Annotated in this window: 17 protein-coding genes; 2 read left to right on the forward strand and 15 right to left on the reverse strand. The window is 51.8% G+C overall.

Translation table 11 applies throughout. From position 1 onward, the window contains the following. Positions 1-255 precede the first annotated feature (255 nt). Entirely contained in the window at positions 256-1014 is a 759-nt protein-coding gene (locus ACIOWL_RS19485; protein WP_400389091.1) for a hypothetical protein, read from the forward strand. A gap of 1028 nt (positions 1015-2042) precedes the next feature. Here the strand turns inward: ACIOWL_RS19485 and ACIOWL_RS19490 are convergent. The 10 genes from ACIOWL_RS19490 to ACIOWL_RS19535 all read right to left on the reverse strand — a co-directional run bounded on the left by ACIOWL_RS19490 (position 2043) and on the right by ACIOWL_RS19535 (position 15769). After that, positions 2043-2270 carry a hypothetical protein gene (locus ACIOWL_RS19490; RefSeq protein WP_400389093.1) on the reverse strand — a complete coding sequence of 76 codons (228 nt, stop codon included), beginning with the start codon at positions 2268-2270 and terminating at the stop codon, positions 2043-2045. Next, the gene (locus tag ACIOWL_RS19495; protein ID WP_400389096.1) at positions 2267-3913 is read right to left on the reverse strand and encodes a hypothetical protein; all 1647 of its coding nucleotides are present in this window, start codon (positions 3911-3913) and stop codon (positions 2267-2269) included. The genes ACIOWL_RS19490 and ACIOWL_RS19495 overlap by 4 nt, the downstream gene beginning before the upstream one ends. Position 3914: 1 nt before the next feature. Beyond that, the gene (locus tag ACIOWL_RS19500) at positions 3915-6020 is read right to left on the reverse strand and encodes a hypothetical protein (RefSeq protein WP_400389099.1); all 2106 of its coding nucleotides are present in this window, start codon (positions 6018-6020) and stop codon (positions 3915-3917) included. A gap of 2 nt (positions 6021-6022) precedes the next feature. Next, positions 6023-7255: a hypothetical protein gene (locus tag ACIOWL_RS19505; protein ID WP_400389102.1), complete on the reverse strand. Its 1233-nt coding sequence runs from the start codon at positions 7253-7255 to the stop codon at positions 6023-6025. Positions 7256-7257: 2 nt separating this feature from the next. After that, positions 7258-9981 (reverse strand): fibronectin type III domain-containing protein, encoded by a 2724-nt coding sequence (locus tag ACIOWL_RS19510; RefSeq protein WP_400389105.1) that lies wholly within the window; start codon positions 9979-9981, stop codon positions 7258-7260. Between the two features lie 48 nt (positions 9982-10029). Continuing rightward, the gene (locus tag ACIOWL_RS19515; protein WP_400389107.1) at positions 10030-11625 is read right to left on the reverse strand and encodes an Hsp70 family protein; all 1596 of its coding nucleotides are present in this window, start codon (positions 11623-11625) and stop codon (positions 10030-10032) included. A gap of 37 nt (positions 11626-11662) precedes the next feature. Next, the gene (grpE, locus tag ACIOWL_RS19520; RefSeq protein ID WP_400389110.1) at positions 11663-12427 is read right to left on the reverse strand and encodes a nucleotide exchange factor GrpE; all 765 of its coding nucleotides are present in this window, start codon (positions 12425-12427) and stop codon (positions 11663-11665) included. 1291 nt (positions 12428-13718) lie between these two features. Then, a complete protein-coding gene (locus ACIOWL_RS19525; protein ID WP_400389113.1) occupies positions 13719-14612 on the reverse strand; it encodes a zeta toxin family protein in 894 nt (297 codons plus the stop codon). Further along, a complete protein-coding gene (locus ACIOWL_RS19530) occupies positions 14613-15044 on the reverse strand; it encodes a helix-turn-helix domain-containing protein (protein ID WP_400389116.1) in 432 nt (143 codons plus the stop codon). Between the two features lie 221 nt (positions 15045-15265). Continuing rightward, on the reverse strand, positions 15266-15769 hold the full coding sequence (locus ACIOWL_RS19535) for a VOC family protein (protein WP_400389119.1): 504 nt from the start codon (positions 15767-15769) through the stop codon (positions 15266-15268). Between the two features lie 68 nt (positions 15770-15837). On the opposite strand from ACIOWL_RS19535, the gene ACIOWL_RS19540 reads away from it, so the two are divergent. Continuing rightward, entirely contained in the window at positions 15838-16635 is a 798-nt protein-coding gene (locus ACIOWL_RS19540) for a helix-turn-helix domain-containing protein (protein WP_400389122.1), read from the forward strand. A 143-nt stretch (positions 16636-16778) separates the two neighbouring features. Here the strand turns inward: ACIOWL_RS19540 and rpsQ are convergent, their stop codons facing one another. From rpsQ to rplV, 5 genes are read right to left on the reverse strand one after another with little or no spacing between them, the layout of a single operon-like run. Next, entirely contained in the window at positions 16779-17066 is a 288-nt protein-coding gene (gene rpsQ, locus ACIOWL_RS19545; protein ID WP_047119673.1) for a 30S ribosomal protein S17, read from the reverse strand. After that, complete coding sequence (gene rpmC, locus ACIOWL_RS19550; protein WP_047119674.1) at positions 17066-17329, reverse strand: 50S ribosomal protein L29; 264 nt, start codon at positions 17327-17329, stop codon at positions 17066-17068. The genes rpsQ and rpmC overlap by 1 nt, the downstream gene beginning before the upstream one ends. 2 nt (positions 17330-17331) lie before the next feature. Then, positions 17332-17748, reverse strand: coding sequence for a 50S ribosomal protein L16 (gene rplP, locus ACIOWL_RS19555; protein WP_400389126.1), 417 nt, complete (start codon positions 17746-17748; stop codon positions 17332-17334). Further along, positions 17749-18534 (reverse strand): 30S ribosomal protein S3, encoded by a 786-nt coding sequence (gene rpsC / locus ACIOWL_RS19560; RefSeq protein WP_400389129.1) that lies wholly within the window; start codon positions 18532-18534, stop codon positions 17749-17751. Next, on the reverse strand, positions 18535-18900 hold the full coding sequence (rplV, locus tag ACIOWL_RS19565; RefSeq protein ID WP_047119677.1) for a 50S ribosomal protein L22: 366 nt from the start codon (positions 18898-18900) through the stop codon (positions 18535-18537). It abuts the gene before it with no gap. Positions 18901-18925 lie beyond the last annotated feature (25 nt).

The following is an 18925-nucleotide window of genomic DNA, read 5'->3' on the forward strand; positions in this document are numbered from 1 at the left end:
GAGGTGTTGAAAAATATTCAGCACATCCTCGTTGGAACGCTCGAACGCTGCCCCACCTGCCAGCGACCCCCGCCTACCTAACAAAGTACTACTAGCTCCCCGTTGGGCAGACCAGCCCGAACAACGGTGTATGACGTTTTCCGAACAGGACGAACCCGAATCAATGCCGAACTTGTCGGCGAAATAGCTCTGGCCTTAGGCTGTTCGAGCGAAGAAGCCAAAGAGTGGACGCTAAGATGCATTCGGGCACGCTCAATGGCGGCGTCCAAAGACACTGCTCACGCAGAAACACCGCCTGCCGATGTAGTTCCTGACGTTGACGAGCCTCTTGACGAATCCAGCGACGATGCCCCGCAGAAACCCGCGCGTTCTGCCACAGTCTTGCTCTTGCTGTCCTGTTTGGCACTAAACCTTTTTGGATACTGGGTCGTTTCGCAAACCGGATTTCCGCTGTATCTCGACATGATCGGCACGGCTGTTGTCGCAATCTTCATCGGACCGTGGTCCGGCGCAGCGGTGGGCCTCTTGACGAATATTCTCGGATTAGGGATCACCGGCGAAAGCTCGGCAGCTTTTGGGCTAGTAAACGTTGCAGGAGCTTTGGTCTGGGGCTATGGAGTCAGGTCGATCAAGGCCGGCAATATCATCCCAAAATTCGCACTTCTCAACGTCGCTGTTGCCTTTACCTGCTCACTTGTGGCCAGCATCTTGTTGCTATTCGTTTTTGGCGGTTCCACCGGACACGGTTCTGAAACGACCATGAATCTGTTGTTCGAAAAGACTCATTCGCTCGGGCTTGCGGTGTTCAACACCAACATTATGTATTCACTGGTAGACAAGATTTTGACTGGGGTCATTGCAATTTCACTAATCGGTACCTTGAAAAATCGTCATCATTCCTCGGTCTACCAAGGCATTGAGGCTGAAGTCCATACTTTTCTTGCACACCGAGGTGGCGGATGCGCTGCGGTGCTAGGTCCACTTCCCCAGAAAACGCTTCGGAAGCTACTCTAGCCATCAAACGGTCATTGAAATTGAACGCGACAAACCAACAATAACCACCATGTTTTCGGCTAGAGATTTACCGCATTCGAGTTTGTGACGATTCCTAGATTGAGAACGTCTATGCAGCATGGGGGTTCTGCCGAGCTTAATCGATGCAAACCCGTTTCATGGCTGGCAGTTACCCACAGCTCAGAAGATAAGTCTGATGCCAATCATATGGCCCCGTGCCGAATAGGGGTTCAGTACTTCTGTTCCGGCGAGATGGTAACGCTATTCCGCCCTCATGGAACTGTAAGAAAGCCATGGACGCTCTGTGCCTCCTGCGATAGCACTTAAGCATCGAATGCGGCGCGGCTTGCGGAGCACCACCCGGGTTACTGCTGCGCTACACAAGATATGGAATGTACGTACTGCCTCGTTGAGTCTCCAGCGAACCAGATTCGCGTCGGTGACAACAGCGCAGACGCTTCTGTCGCCAAGGCAACCCAACAGCAATGGCATAACAACGTATGTTCCCGCGCCCTGTTGTGGCAGCCCCGATGTGTGTTCCCACGAGCAAGCTGCCGCAACGAGGGCCTGGGCCCAGCCTACGCACTGCAGCAGACTGATTGAATCTTCACGCCTAGGGACTTGGAAGTAAGGCTGCTGAACAACACGGAAGGCAGCGTGAAGTTGTTGGCTGGATCCGTGGTGGTATTCATCGGAGCGTCGGCGGTACCAACAGGCCGTAATCGGAGTACCCGGTCGATATCAGGGGTCGGTACCCAGTTGCCGGACCCAGTTGCCGGAACGGCCGTACCGATTCGCCCGATTCGGCAGCCCCGCACTGACAACCCGCGTTATTGGATTCGCGTTGCTCGATTAAGCATGAACGGTGCACGGCAGAGGCTTTCGGTGATGGGTGCGCGACGAAACGGTAGCGCCGGCGTAAGTATCGGATAGCACCAGCCAAACGAAACCAAGTTCACTTAGCGGCCATGTGTGCTCTGTTCCCTTACTCAATGCTCCCAAAACAGTATTCACCTGTTGAATCCGCGTCATTCCCAAGGCATGCTCATCCGATTATTAGCAAAATCAGAAACTGAACTAGAAAAATCCAAATAGCTCTGCCACACGCGTTCACCATTTCCATCGGTTGAGGCCCAGAGGGAAACCACAACGGCAATACCTAAAACTATGATGATTTGGCCAGCTGAAACCAAGTTTCTGTATCGCCAATACTTGATTGGCTGACCGTTGCGCATATTATTTTTCTCTGAAGTCACGATATCGCTTCCTTTGAGGCCCTGGAACCGTTTTCCATAAATGACGCACCACCCTGAGAAACGACCGTCCAGTCGACAACTTCCAAAGGATGCTGACCATGGTCGTCCCGCGCTAGTGATGCAACTGCAAAGTAACTAACTTGAGTGAAGTCCATACCGATGCGTGCTACTAGCCTGTCTTCGCCATGCCGGGAAAGCCATTCTTGAACTTTTTCACTTGTTTCCGGCAAGGGATCATCTGGCATAATCTTGGCGATTGCATCCGCTTTAGTTACGACTACTGCCAACTTTCGTTTGTGCAAATCGGCCCCGCTGCTGCGTAGCCTCTCTATTACACTGCCATACGCATCGTCAGCGGAACCTTGAGCAGTTTGAAACTCAGCCTTATGAGCACTGATCTTCAGTTGATCTGCCACATCATCAAAGGCAAGTGGGTCTATCAACAAAACCAAAGTATCTGCGATGTCGAGATAGCGTAACGACGTTGTCGTTTCAACATTTACAAAATTCTCACCAGCTGCATCCATGAGATGAAGTTCAAAACTACCGTTTTGATGATTCAGTAAGAAAGGATATCCTTCCGGCCGCTCAAGCCTAGTGGTCTTGACGGGTGCCTGACCCGATCTAGCCTCTTCCGTTGATACTTTTAGAAAACTCTCTGAAGCATCTGACAACGCCATGAGACCTTCATTGTTGCTACTCCCAACAAATCTTTTCTGCAAAGCTACCACTGACGCAGCCAAGAAGCTGGTTTTGCCTGCGCCAACGGATCCAAAGACTGGAACTACGACCACTCGTCGACGGCCACTGCCCGACGGCAGAGTCACGTCACAGAACGGGCAAATCGCTCTCAAGGACGCAGAAGCCCGCGCAACAGTCAACGGCAACTCAGTCTCGCACTCACAAATACGGTTCACGATGCCCTGTGCTCCCGGCGACAAATCCCGGTGAATACGCGTACATGAAGGCTCGGAGCATTCATAACTGGGCATCGAGAAGATGTTATAGCACCGCGTGCATCGAATATGCGCCCCATTCTTTTTCATGTCACGTATTTCTAGACCGTTCATGACACGGTTTGTAATTCGCTGGATTGTTCGAGCGATTAGACTGTATACCCAAGTAAGTGCGAGCCACAGCAAAGTTCCGGCAGTAATGCCAGCAATAAGACCCCAGCATGGAATTCCTACGATCGTGAATGACAGAACGTTAGCAATTGCCCGTCCTATCAAGCTTTCCACTTGAGGGACCCATCCACGGCACTTTCGGTGGACGTCACGACAGATTCTGCGCGTCTCCGCAATCACTGCCGCCTGGTCGTACTTCATTTGATACGGAACGTATAATGGCCAGGCCAAGTCCCATCCGAAAAATTGAGCAGGACCCTTCGGTGAGGGACCCATGACGGTTCCCGCTCTAACGGCAGCAGGAGTAGCAACTTTAGGCTGTTCAACGGACTTTCCCCTCAGAACACGAATGGGGGCGATCATTCCAAGAATCACGCCGAGAAGGAATCCCATACCAGCAAGTACCAAAGCAATGGTAAGAATGACTCCAAGCAGCCGCGCGATAGCAACAACGGCGACCCAGACAACGAATACAACAATACTGATAGCAATTACTGCAAGAATAAAGTACTGCATGTTATGTATCCTCTCCAGCCTGAGGCGATGATTCCCGTGCAGATTTCTTTTGGCCGGACTCGTGCGGCTTTTTCCACTTAATCCAGCCAGTTAAACGGTCGCCGTGTTCCTTGGCTTTGTCCATGAAACTTGGAATACTCTCGGAGTACTCCTTAACCTTCAAGCAAATTTTTGCAACTTCCGCATCACCCATCAGCGAAGTGTGCAATGAGTCGAGGAGCAAAGAGAGTCGCTCCAACTCCTTAGACTTTGCTTGCTTCGGATTTACCTCAAGAACACTTTGCACGTAGCGCAGTATGTCGTCCCGAAGTTCATTCCGAACAACCACGGCATTTATCCAAGCCATATACAGGCTCATATTGATAGGAAGTGCCGCTCCGTTTAGCGCAAATTTCCAGGAATCCGGATGCGGCCTCAGTTGACCTGCTTCCAATGCGAACTTTCGTTCTTCAATTGGCATGGAATAGAGCTTCGCAGCGTCAATCCATTGTCTGAGCGTGTAAAGATCTTCCTTTTGTTCTTCACATGAATCCCCAAGATCTTCATTACCCAACGAGCTCCAACGCCCATCCAAAAGACCTTGGTAGACGAATGCGTCTCCTGCAGGATATTTCAGCCGATCAATAATTCTTCTGCGTGCTGATTGCTTTATACGCGTGGCACCGAGCCACTGTTCTAATCCATCAGTTACTACTCCTCGTTGTTCGACTAATAGCTCGGCCACGATTTCTAGTTCAACGGAAATACTTTCCTCGTCTGGTCGGATGGGAAGACGAGACGCAAGCTGCAGCAATAACGGTAAGCTACTCTTGGCTTCTTCCACCTGAGCGGCTTCGGCTATGATTTCTGTGTGCAGTTCAGTTAGTTGCGCCGGTTCTTCAATCGATGGCCATGCCCATCGGCCGTCCTTGTCCAACTCGCTTGCCCACCGTTTAGCATGAATTGGTGCGGATGCGAGAGACTCCATAGAAGGTAGCAAGACCAACGACGTAAGCTCGTCGACATTGGAGCTGGCGGCGAAGCGAGTTGCCCTAGCAGCAAGTAGGAATTCGTCTTCTTCGACTAGCTGGTGCGAAGCAACAGCGTCGCTGAGTTCATCCATGTACAGTTTTAGGTCCTCGATCAACCCATGCTTCGCCAAACCTTCAATAATTTGTAGGCTAAGTTCCCATGATTCGCGTCCAATAGGGATACTTTGTGCGAGTGTCACCATCTCGGCAGCCCGGGCCCCCAGAGAAGTTCCGAGTACTGGCATCCACTTCTGGGCAATAGAGATTACTTCGAGTGCTTCGTATACATCAAGCTCCCCCGCCCAAATACTCACTCGCATTGCACTTTCAGTAACTTCAATTGGAGTCGAAGTTTGCTCCAAAAGATTTATCACGTGCGCACCAGTCAACGGCCCCGCATCTAGGTCGGGATGCACGCCGATCAGTTGCGCACTATTCTGAAATACCTCAGTCACGAAGGCCTTGTAGCCCAATGACAGTGCTCGTTCGCGGCCCAGGAGCATTGTCCCAAGAGCAAACCATCGCATAACTGTGTCAAGCTCATCGTGAATGAGGACAATTTTCTGAGATGAGTTCTCAGCCACGTCTTCCAACATAGCGAGGAAACCCGGAAGGATTTCTAACGCCCACGTGTTGTCAACCAGGATCTTCCACAAGGCTTCAGTCTCGAATTGCTCATCTATTTCCAACGGTGCGAACCACTGAGAGCAACTTTGCTCCGGCGCCTTCTCCATCCGCCAATTACGCGCGCCGTACACCTGTGCGGGTAAGTATGGTTCTAGATCATCCTGCCGTTCCGTTGCAATAGCCTGAGTCAGCTGGTTTCCCCTCCGACCACTGTGCGTGGCACCTACGGAACAACCGCGAGAGAAATAGCTGACACCATCATGTTGGGCATAAATTGCCGTGGACGGGTGTTCCAAATCGTCGCGATCCGATGGCCAGCGGTTGCTAACGAGGTGGAGCATCGACTCGCGAATCTGTCGTTGCAGTTTGCCATCCATACCACTCGAAATCGACTGAAAGTTGAAACCGTCAGTTCCGTCAATGGCTTCATCTCTAGTGACGTCTGTGTAAATTGCTGTTTCGAACGCCACGCCTACGCCTTGCCTTTCGGAATGAATCCACTATCAGCAAGTAGCCAAAGCAATGGATCAGCAACTCGATGAGGTAGCAGTCCCCGCGAATTTACGGTGCTCGACTTGTAGTCGGGTTCTGCACCTAGCGCAGAAACACCGAAGATTCGGAAATTTTTGTAGTTTTCTTCAAGCTTACGAAGCAAGTTGTCGCCACCCCAGTGAGCGATGAGAGAGACCATGTGATCGTGAATATTCTGAGATTCAAGCTCATCGAACGTGTTCCCCGTATCCCCCCTCTGTCTCAATGGATGGTTTGGCGGGACTTCGTCCATAAAGGCATCAATTTTCGAGACAACTATCGCCAAAGGAACCTCGATTTTCTTGTTCCTTTTAACGCGATTCTCAGTCTGCAGCAGATAAGTGATACTATCGAGCGCTGTTTCCGGCGAATCTGCATTTGAGACAGCGGCACCAACTGCCTTCGCTTTCATAATATTCTCAGGAAAGCTGAAAGGGTCGAGGAGCATAATCATGCCTGAAGCCTGCCCCAAGTATTGCTGTTCTAGGGCTCTCTCTTGCTGCGAGATATCTTCACCTGCAGAATCATAGAATGAAAAAATAGTTGCACTAGTTTTTCGATTTCTCGAATATTTCCATTCGTACACAGCTGGAAGCTTCTTCCGAGCACCCGATGCAGCCGTCTGGGCCGGAAGGCGGCCACCCTCCTGCGACATGTTCTGCTCAAAAAGATCAAGATCACGTGCCAGACCGGACGATCCGCCAGGATTGTCAATGGCTGCGTTGAAACGCCGCGCCACGTTCCTGAGAAGTTCCTTATGCAAGATGGAAAGCATCACGGTCTTACCGGAGTTTCGCACACCGATGAGTCCGAACAGGGGAGAATTGTTGTCGAGGCTAAATGGCAGGAGGCTGTGGCAACAAGGGCAGATGCGCACACTAGTGCTACCCCCACACTGCATACACGACGCCTCGCTCTTCGCAATCGTGTCGATGGTGTCACCAAACTTATCCTTTAGTCGTTCACCCTCAGAAACGTTTACTGGCCCCACAGACGGCATCACCGGTGTTTTATCGTCTAGTATTTTCGAGCGCCGACTACTCGTAACTGGACGACATGCCGGACGACCAGGCAGACCACGCCCTGAACAACGAAACGCCACTTTGTTCACGTCCAGATTGACATAGCAGTATGGACAAGCAGTGGTCTTTTTATTGAACAACGATGAGATCATCGTCAGCCTTTCAATTCGGATGAGGAAGGTGGGACAAGCAACTCTGGGTCTTCAGTAAATAAGCAAACCCAGAATGGGGATTTTTGTTTGCCCAGTTGCAAGGTGTATGTGCGTTCTGTTTCCGCACTAAAGTCGAGTTCAAGCTGTGTAATTCGCTGACCATCTTGAACTCTAAAAGGCATAATTGGACCCTGCTTCAAAACGACGTCTACTGGCATAACAAAACCCGGAGTTTCAGTAGAGGCCGTAATCTTACATGTCACCTTGCCGCCAAATAATGATTTTGTAAGATCCATTCTATAAGAAACCCGCTGTCGTTTATCTGTTTTTGCAAGCTGGACGGGAATACGAGCAGATGTCCACTCTTCATCGTCGACTCGCACAACAGTTGAAATGCTCAATTCTGCGATTCCGACAGCATTGGTCAGCATAATTCCACCCTCTGCCCGATACTTAGTTCGTGTCACACGACGAGTACGTGACCGGCCGTTATCGGTCCACTTGAGCTCCATTAAGTAGTCGCCAGAAGGCCAATCCCACGATACTCGTATCTGATCGCCAAAATCCTCGGTGACAACATTGCCAGCGCTAGGTGCAGTACCGGCTAGCACCGGTTGGCCGACTAAATAGCCTCGGTCAACGCGAACCAGAGGATATATCTTCAGGACTTCAGGTAGCACAGAGAGAAAAGCACTGCTTTTGCCATTTCCTAGGCTCTGGAACGTGACTGGGAGACGTTCGGAACTTATCGAACGTAATTCATTTGGGTCGAGAAGACTACCTATTGACAGTTCCGCGTGTCGGGACAGACTCCAGAGTTCAACGTCGAAACCGTCTACTTCAGACCAGATTGCTTGAAGATTGCCTTCTTCGTCCACCTTTTCGATATGCAAGTCGACGACTGCTCTGGCTTCGCCACGAGTCACCACCGTAATTGTCGAAGGCGCCGAAAGCTGTCGTCCTGATCCCAGCAAGTAGATTGCACGCACCAGGAATCGGTAACTTTTACCAATTTCAAGGCCCTCAACGTAAAAGGTCGTTCCTGAAGTGATCTCAGTTTCAACGCTTGTGCCGTTCGAGTCTGTTCTGGTAACGATCACTCCGGCAGCTTTAGGATGAGCGGTCCAGCTCAAATGGATATTGTCTGGACGAACTTGAGCGCTCAATTCCTGAGGAATTTGCAGTGCGGTGATCTTCGCAGACGAAGCATCAGAAAAGGACTCCCCATCACGTGTCGCGAAAACCGAGTATCCGACTTCATGACCGACTTGAGGTTCGTTATCTACAAAATCTGTTGCACGCAGATTTCGCGCCAGTATGGTGCCATTGTTGGTGGATCTCGGTACACCCGTTGTTGAACGAACGACTGTGTATCCAACGCCCGGGGTCAATGAAGCAAGCCAAGTTAGCTCAACTGCGGTGTCGATATTTCTCACCCTCAGTTCGGAGGGCGCAAGAGGTGGAATGGCGTCCCGTAGTTGAAGTAGTGTTTCGTCACCTACATCCACCGATATCGCTTTCGCCAGCGCCTGGTCCGCGACCCCAAAATCACGGTTGTTCATCGCATCTTGATAGCGTTCTAGAAAAGAACCCTTCTCCGAGTTGATCTTTCCGATCAGCGCACCTACTTGCTGATACTCAGCTTGTTCCTCAGTCTCAACAGAGACTGCGCCGTAGGCGCGCTCCGCTTCAGCTAGTTCTCCCTGACTCAGCAGCTCACGTACGTGATTCAGGTCCAGGGCTGGCCCTGATGATCCCAAGGGTGACGCCTGATGCAACGTGGATACTAATCTCGACGCATCGTTCAGGGCAATCCCATTGGTGACCAATTGATCGCGCACCATGACAATTGGCAGCCTACGATCTAATCGAACCATCACCCACTGCGTTAATGTTGTGAGAACTATTTCACGGAGCGTGTCCTCATCTTTTACTTCATTCTTCAACACATTTAGAAACTTCTTTGCGTGTTGAATGTCGTTGGTGTCCTTGCTCTTGTCAGCCTTGGCATGGGCGTAATTAACGTCCTGCAATCCTATGATTTGACCGTTGGAGCTCAATCGGTCGAACAAAGAGACATTCTTGATGCGCTTGGGGTCGTGGAGCAAGATGACGCTAAGAACCGATTCGTAGCTACTGTCCTTTTCCAAGTTTTTCCATGAGTTGATCAGTCCAGGGCTCGGCAATGCTGACGCTGGTAGCTTTATTTCAGGATAGATACTTAGACCAGCGTTGCTCGCTTCAGCCAAAATATTCTCATCGTTGACTCCAGATACACCGGTCGTGTCAAGTCTGCTCTTCAATTCGACCAGCGTGGTTACCTTGAGGGGGTATTCATCGACCAATTGTTCGAGGCTCTTCTGTAATGCCACGATTTTCTGTTTTTGCCGCTGCCCCTGCAACGAACCCCAAAAGGCCGGATCAGTAAGATCGTGGCCGCGCGCTTCCAAGTATTCCAACAAGGAATTTAGAAGCTTGGCTACCGCAAACATCCCCGCGGACTTATTAAGTGCGGATCGAATGGTGGGTCGCCAAGCTTCAAGTTCAGCATTCGTTGCAGGGGAAGGCACAGCATAAAGCCGCTGCAAATCAAGTCGCATATAGCTTTGATCATTATCCGAGCGTCCCAGTGCTTGGACTACCTCACGGATCTGTTCAAATTGCTCACCCTTTGAGTGTGGCTTTAGAACTTCGCTTTTGTACCTCTTGATATCAAAGTTACCCATGCCTGTAGAACCTTACTCTGCGCGCAGTGTGTTAGTGAGATAGCCCTGTTAGGACCGAAGAGTAATTCCTGAAACAGTCTTAGTTTGCTGTGCTATTTCTTCTTCGCTGAGTACGCTGACCGTTGCTTCAAGATTCGTTTCGTTGCCACTCTTAGGGTCCACGACACGAAGTTTAACTACTCCCTCCGCAGTAATATCAACATAGATCTCCACCTCCGACTCCTTCGGCAAACCCGGTGAAAGTTCCAGGCTGGATTCCTTCAGGAGAACATTGTCTTCGACCACGTCAGATTCAATTTCGCCTGACTGCTGATACATTTTTATATTTACAGAAGCTTGGTTGGCCACGCTGGTATACCCACGTGTTGGTTCAGGAGTGAATGGTATTCCGTCATTGGCATGCGCAAAGAAAGCAATATAGGGATCGTCTGGATTACTGTCTCGTACGAACTCCATACCGACACCACGTGAGAGCACATTGGAAACCGTAAGCGTTCCTGCCTGACCAGGAAAATAGGGACGAGATACCGCGTTCTGTGGCTCTACGGTTTCTACTTCATCGCCGGTCACAAGAACTTCATCAATCGCAGCTTGTCCGTAGATAGCAGCGCCCTTCGCAACTGCAAGGTCGAATTCAGTATCTTGAGCCTCCCAGCCCAAACGATCCTTCAGTGCGTTACGGACCATGGGCATACGTGAAGACCCACCAACCAATAGAACACGATCAATTTTCAGATCAGGGTTCTTACCTTGAGCGGTCTTGACCGTCCGCTCAGCGATCTCGATGGTTTGTTCCAATAGATGTGCGGTAGCTTCTTCAAAATCGCTGCGAAGGACATCGATGTCCACCCGTTTTCCTGCATAGTCCGGTCGGATCTTCGCGTTTTCTTTTCTCGTCAACGATTTCTTCAGTTCCTCAGCTTTCAGAGCCAGATCCTGCATAAATTCTTCATCGTGACGTGGATCGTCATCTTCCAAATCTGCTTCAGAGACGAAACGATCAGCGATCAAATCTATGAGTGCTCGGTCCCAGTCAGAACCACCAAGCACGCGGTTACCATCGATTGCCAGCACTGAGACTTTACCGCTATCCACGCGCATGATCGTCGTGTCGAAGGTGCCCCCACCCAAGTCATAAACCATGATCGTTTCAGGTCCATCACTTCGTGAGCCAATTGAAAGAGCTGCTGCGACAGGTTCGGTCACAATTCCAACCACATCGAGATTTGCCATTTGTCCCGCCTGACGAGTGGCCTGTCGTTCTTGCACGCCAAAGTATGCAGGAACTGTAATTACGACCTTGGAGACCTCAGAGTCTGATTCCTGATTTGCTGCGTTAACTAATTCCCGTAGGATCAGGGCGGATAGGGCTTCAGGAGTGAAAGTCTCTCCGTGAAAATCCTGCGGAAACTCTGTTCCCATGTGCTTCTTGATAAGCATGCACGAGTTGTCCGGATCGGTCACTGCCGCGTTCTTTGCTTCTTTTCCTACAACCGCATTGCCTGGACTTTCAAAGAAAACCGCTGATGGAGTGGTCTGGTCACCTTCAAAATTGTTAATAATCTCTGGGGCACCAAGTGCGCTGATCCGAGCGATTGCCGAATAGGTGGTCCCAAGGTCGATTCCGTAAACTGAGTCGGTCATGTCGTTGTCTCTTTCGAATGTTATGGGTCGGACGATTTCAGATAGATGTGACGGGAGTCGATTCCTCGATCCCTCTTTCATCCTCAGCCGAAGATGTCGATGGGAGTTCAGAAGGCTTTTGATAGCGATATACCGAAACTCGCGCAGGTAAAAGAACCCTGTCAGCGGCCGCAAAACCGAAGCCCTGTCGAATTACCTTTTGCAAAGTAGCATCCAACGCAACGTCGTCAGTCTTAATTGCTCGTGACGCCTGATGCTTCTTGGGGTCGAACGGCATTCCAACGGCAGCTGATACCGATTCAAGATCATATAGACCCAAGATGTCTTCAATTGATTCTGCAAAGAATCTAAAGTCTCCGGCCGCATCAGGATCATCGGCTTGCTTCTGATCAACGATGTCATTTGCTTGAGCGTGAAGAGCCGTCAATCTTTCAAAGGCTGGTTTGAGCAATACTCGAACCTGATCTTGTTGAAGTTTTTCAATCTGCGCGTGCATTACACGTGCGTTATCTTCATACGCCTTCATACGCTCATGAAACAGAGAAGTTTCTGCCGTGTTCGCAGCCAATGCTGCCAGCATTCGTTCAATCAGTGCGCCATCATCCGTGGCAGTAACAGGCAGAAGGTCAGAGCCATCGAGCGTTGCCGATATCTCCAACGTTGGCTCAGGACCAGATCCCGTTACGAAGTTAGTACTAGGCATCGCAAAATGATCCGCAAAAGTGTCCTCGTGTTGCTCTTGATCGAATACAAAATCGGCTTTACTTGTCCCTCGTTCATCGTCCGTTAAATCTTTTTCCATACCAAGGGACCTCCATACGCAACGGGCATTATCTTCTATAAAATAGCAACAGAGGGCCACTGCTCCAAATCATCCGCAGAAAATGCTATTTTCGTCGAGTATTCGCCAATAGGTTACGAGATTATTACGCTGGTCTGAGAGTTTGTACGGCCGAGTTCAACTTCCCACCATGGCCATCCTACAAATCGACCTTCAAGTTTCAAGAGCCAAAAAGCTCTAATAGTCAAAACCAGAACCAAAATCTGAATCACACAAAATACGTTGGCTGCACCTGGCTATTCGCCTGTCCACTCGTAGATCTACTTCGAGGTCGGGGCCGTATGATCGACTGCGTCACCATTGTACTTTGGATATCTCGATTACTATTTCGGTAAGAATCAGCCGGTGTCGATACTGAGTTATCGCAGATATGACTGCTGTGTTGTCTAACTCGACTATTTTTATAGAGCGGAAATGAGTAGGTGTCAGATTTCGGGCCAAGACGTGGTCAATGCCCATCTGTGGAACATAGGGATTTTTGGCGGGCCAGTTGGCCGCTTGCCACAGTCCATCTGTGTCTAGGCTTCCTGTACTCAAAGAGCGAAAGCCGAGGTGCGTTCGCACTGAACTGAACTGAACTGAAATCGCCCACCACGACCATGAGGTCATCGGATACGTTTCGCAACCAATCGCTGAGCATCTGCAGACAATGACTACCATCGGACTCTCCCATTTAACGGCCGATAGAACTGCACCCCAACAACCGAAATCGTCCCCATTGGGGCATCAATGTCAGCAACCGGCAGGGAAAACCACCCAGTCTGCAATGCAGTCAGGCTGTCAGTTCGTTCGGTCAGCGGGTAGTTGGAGAAGAAGACGGTATCTCGGTTGTCCCCCTGTAGGCACCGAGGCAGTGCGTTACGGTAAACGCTGACAATGACCCGAAGTCTATTAAGCCATCATGTAATGGCTTACTGGCATCAAATACAACAAGTATACCGGGATCGCATTCAACGACAGCAGGCACGATCATCATCTGAAGATATGGCCAAAGTCCGCTAACCACCAATAGTGACAGAAGCCATACTTGAATAGCCTGAATCTTCGGCAGCCAACCGCCACCTAGACAATGTACCTGCGGCCATAGGATTCCTAGTGCGGACAACATGAAAACCGCCGCCCAAAACAACGTACTAGCTGAGGTGCAGGTTCGGCTGACCATATGTTTGCGCTTAGCCCACCGGCAGGCGACCCGTTGGCGACCACGAACCGCAAAAGCTGAAGTCAAAATGTCCAAGTTTCTGGCGCAGCACTACATATCCAAGTACGTGGGAACGGCCGATTCGTATGCACCCATTGCTCGGCGGTAGACAACTCCAACGTTGTCGCTTGAGGCTTGTTGCACGACAAGTTTCAAGTCTGCAAAATTCTCAGCTTCAGTTGCGTTAAAGAAATCTACTGCGTTCTTGTTGCACAAGCTGAAAATTCCATTGTCAGCATAATTTGAGGTTACCGCCCCGCGAGGTGTGTACCGACCACCTTGTATCGTATTCTCCTGTATGGCCAGCATCCGCCCATTGGCCCACCTAGAATACGTCCTATTGAGCGCAGATTCTTGGTCCAGTTCCACATCAATAAGAGTAACCGCATGGTAATCGTACTGGTTGAGCAGGCGCAAATAACGTTTCGGAAGTCCACCCCAAGAGAAAGTTCCCTCGATCACGATGTTCTCATGGGCTTCTAGACAACGCTCGATCAACCTGTCAGCCAATAGTACGCTCTCATTGTGCACAAGCGAGGATAGCTCATTCACCATCAGCGGATGACCATCGCTCAAGGTGCGCGCGAGAAGATTAGCGTATGGCTCCATTTCGATGATTTGAGTCAATAGCTTCACCTTGATTGCATCTGGATCAATTACCCGCCAACCCGGCGCCCCTACTTCTGATTCGCGTACCATCGTGGATTTCCCTGCACCGGGAGGTCCCGCGGTAAATACGATCTCGCCCCGACCGTCTTCAGATATATCTCCTTCAAAGTCCGTCATCGCTTCGTCCAGCAACAAACGAAATGGCCTCACACGGCTGGAGGCCATTGGTTTTCCAACATGAAAAGTTGCGATTGAAGAATCTCGATGCAAGATTCCGCCGGGTTGCGTCATCGAGTGAAGCTCGTATTCTACAGCGACAAGCTCCCGGTGCAACATCTAACGTCCTTCGCCAGACACGGTGTGTAGTATCCGCTCATAGTCTTCAACGTCTATCAGATCCCGAAGAAAGGCGTCAGTAACGCTTTCCCAGCTACCGCTAATCAGCTCACTTTCCGGGTTGCCTGGCTCCGCATGCTCCGAGTACGTATATGACCAGTTCAACAGCTCTTCCATCATCGCTTCATGTCCCAACCTCTCAGCGTGAAAGTCGAGAATCACTTCCCGCGGTGTTCGCAAGAGAAGTTCTGGAAATGAGTCGATCTTTCTGAGAATACGATGAACCTCCGGTTGCGAAAGAGACAACCGTCTTGCGATTTCAGACTGAGTTAACCCCTGATCACGTGCCTCGTTGCACACACGAAGTTGATCTATCCGATTCAGCTCACGAAACGCATACACTTGAGCAAGTTCGTCTTGTATGGTCTTCATTGTGTCTTCCCGCCTCTTTGTTTATACATAATGTATAGCCACTAGGGTACGCTCCTTCGCGAACGAGCGACAGACCCTCAATGTAATTCACATGCGCGGTTAAGCCGTCTTTCCCAAGTCGGATTTCTGCTTACCCGACACGCCACGCTGCTATTTCACCCTGACGCTAGAATCATCGCGATGCACCTTGTACCGAGGCAAGGATCGAATGACCGCCAGGCCTACTGGTTGGTGGCCCACTGCGCCACGCGGCTCGCACTTTCTGATTCCGAAAGGTCTTCAACCCGGCTGAGGATCGACCAGCGGACACCGAAAGGGTCGATAATGGATGCGAAACGATCACCTGATACAAAATTCGTGACAGGTTCGCGAATGACAGCACCAGCTTCAACGGCCTTGTTCACTACTGCATCGACATCACTGCAGTAAAAGCCCAGGGAGTAACAGGCATTTGGCGCTTCGGGCGCCGGCACCAAACCGTAGTCCGGGCTCGGTTCTCCGATCTGCAAATGGCCCTGCCCAAAATCAATCTCCGCGTGGACAACAACATCACCCATCACCGTAGAGTCGATGATTCGTGCACCAAATACGTCGCGATAGAACTCCAGCGCGCCGGCGGCATTGGTGATGGCCAGGAACGGCGTCAAACTGGTGACGCCACGAGGGACGCCATTGGTTGTGTACTCGCCTGTGACACCCTGTGTTGCTTCATTGTTTGCGTTCATGCCACCAGTCTAGGTTGCTGACGCAGCTCTAGACTTGTAAATAAACGACAATCGCAAGGTGGGAATCAGTGCCTGACGTTCATGATCCTCGTGGTGTTCTATACCCGGCGAAGCTCCCCCAATTTGAACGGATTCTCCCACCCGACGATTTAGCCGACCTGGTGGCGTGGTATTGGCTCGTGCACTGGGACATTGCTGACGGCAGGACCTCGCGGCAACAGCTGTTGCCGTTCCCCTTGATGAACCTTGTGGTCCAAGCGCCAGGAGTTACCCTTTCAGGTCCTACGGCTTCCGCCTCGCATCGCGATCTGAGTGGAAAAGGCTGGGCCGTAGCCGCACTGTTGCAACCGGCGGCGGTTTCAAGCCTCAAGGTGTCCCCTCACGAACTCGTTGGTCTCGAAGTTGACTATGACGCACCAGAATTGCTCGAACCCATTTCCCGTATCCTCAACAAGGGTCAGGGAACGGCGTCGAATCAGGACTGTTCCACTGCCTACAGCGCTTGGCTACGCGAGAGTCTCCCACCTCCGGATGCAAACGGTTTGCTGGCCAACGAGTTCATCAACTACGTCTCAACAACCACGAATGCCATCAACGTCGAACAATCCGCTATCGCATTGGGAATGAGTGTCAGGAGTCTCCAGCGTCTTTCCCTGCGCTACATCGGCTTGCCGCCGTTGGCGGTTATACGCCGCTACCGGTTACAGGAAGCGGCCCAACGAATCAGGGAAAATCCTTCGCAATCCATCTCTGAAATCGCTGCCGAGTTGGAATACGCCGACCAGGCGCACCTGGCCACAGATTTCCGCAAAGTGCTGGGCTTCAGCCCAAGTAGCTACCGCGGTCACACCAGTGGCAATATGTAACGGTTCGAATATGATCCGCGGTGGAAAGTCGTTTTCTACCGGGAATGTTCCCCCGGAGCGCATAAAAACGCCCCGAACTCTTCTTTCGAAGTGTTCGGGGCGTTTTCAGCAGTTCACGTAATCCGTGAAATCACCAAGAAAGCTTACTTAGCCTTCTCGACGATCTCAACCAGACGCCAGTGCTTGTCAGCAGACAGCGGGCGGGTCTCTGCGATTACAACCAAGTCACCGATGCCGGCCTCGTTGTTCTCGTCGTGAGCCTTCACGTTCTTGTTGCGACGCATGACCTTGCCGTAGAGGGCGTGCTTTACACGATCCTCAACGTCAACGACGATGGTCTTCTGCATTTTGTCGGAAACCACGTAACCACGGAGGGTCTTGCGGTCGTTGCGCTCGGTTGCGTCAGCCACACCGTTCTCCTTCTCGCTCATTACTTGGAGTCCTTCTTGGTCTCTTCAACCGGAACAACGACATCCTGACGAATACCCAGCTCGCGTTCGCGCAGCACCGTGTAGATGCGGGCGATATCGCGCTTGATAGCCTTCAAGTTACCGTGGGTCTCGAGCTGGCCGGTGGCCGACTGGAAACGCAGGTTGAACAGTTCTGCCTTGGCCTTCTTCAATTCCTCGTTCAAACGAGCAGTATCGAAGCCGTCCAGGGACTCAATGCTTAGGTCCTTAGAACCGATAGACATCCCTATTCACCACCTTCACGACGCACGATGCGTGCCTTCATCGGCAGCTTGTGGATTGCAAGACGCAATGCTTCACGAGCTACTTCTTCACTGACGCCACCGAGTTCAAACATGACTCGTCCTGGCTTGACGTTGGCGACCCACCACTCCGGGGAACCCTTACCGGAACCCATGCGGGTTTCAGCAGGCTTCTTGGTCAGCGGACGGTCTGGGTAGATGTTGATCCACACCTTACCGCCACGCTTGATGTAACGGGTCATGGCGATACGAGCGGCTTCGATCTGACGGTTAGTCACGTAAGCCGGGGTCAACGCCTGAATACCGAACTCACCGAAGTTCAGGGTGGTGCCGCCCTTAGCAGCACCCGAACGCTTCGGGTGGTGCTGCTTGCGGAACTTTACTCGACGTGGGATAAGCATTTAAGCCTCTCCTCCTTCCGCAGCACCAGCTGCAGCGCCCTTGTTGCGGTCGTTACGACGACGACGCTCTCCACCACGTGGACGATCGTTGCCGCCGCGGCCGCCACGAGCTGGAGCAGCAGCAGCCTGCTGTGCAGCCAGTTCCTTGGCGGTGACGTCACCCTTGTAGATCCAAACCTTCACACCGATACGGCCGAAGGTGGTCTTGGCTTCGAACTTGCCGAAGTCGATGTTCGCGCGCAGGGTGTGCAGTGGCACACGGCCTTCGCGGTAGAACTCCTTGCGGGACATTTCTGCACCGCCCAGACGACCGGAGCACTGCACGCGGATGCCCTTGGCACCTGCACGCATTGCCGACTGCATGGCCTTCTTCATCGCACGGCGGAAAGCCACGCGGGAAGCAAGCTGCTCGGCGATGCCCTGGGCGACCAGCTGGGCCTCCATGTCAGGGTTCTTGACCTCGAGGATGTTCAGCTGAACCTGCTTCTTGGTGAGCTTCTCCAGCTCACCGCGAATGCGGTCGGCCTCGGCGCCGCGGCGACCGATTACGATGCCCGGACGAGCGGTGTGGATATCCACACGCACGCGGTCACGGGTACGCTCGATCTCTACGCGGGCGATGCCGGCGCGGTCCATGCCGTCAGACAGCAGTGCACGGATCTGTACGTCTTCTTTTACGTAGTCCGCGTAACGCTGACCTGGCTTGCTGGAATCAGCGAACCAGTGCGACACGTGGTCAGTGGTGATGCCGAGACGGAAACCGTTCGGGTTTACCTTCTGTCCCATTTAGTTCTCCCCACCCTTCTTAGGGGTTGAAACAACCACAGTCACGTGGCTGGTGCGCTTCTTGATCTGGAATGCGCGACCCTGAGCTCGCGGCTGGAACCGCTTCATGGTCGGACCCTCGTCAACAAACGCCTCGCTGATAATCAGCTCGTCCTCATTGAATGCTTCACCTGCGCGGTCCGCGGCGGCACGGGCGTTAGCCACTGCCGATGCGACAACCTTGTATACCGGCTCCGAAGCTGCCTGTGGGGCGAACTTCAGAATGGCCAGTGCTTCGTTGGTCTGCAGACCACGAACAAGGTTGACGACGCGCCGGGCCTTCATAGGCGTTACGCGGATGTGACGCGCAATTGCCTTGGCTTCCATTGCTATCCTTCTCTCGTCTATCGAA

The sequence above is a fragment of the Glutamicibacter sp. NPDC087344 genome (assembly GCF_044744225.1).
Classification (GTDB): domain Bacteria; phylum Actinomycetota; class Actinomycetes; order Actinomycetales; family Micrococcaceae; genus Glutamicibacter.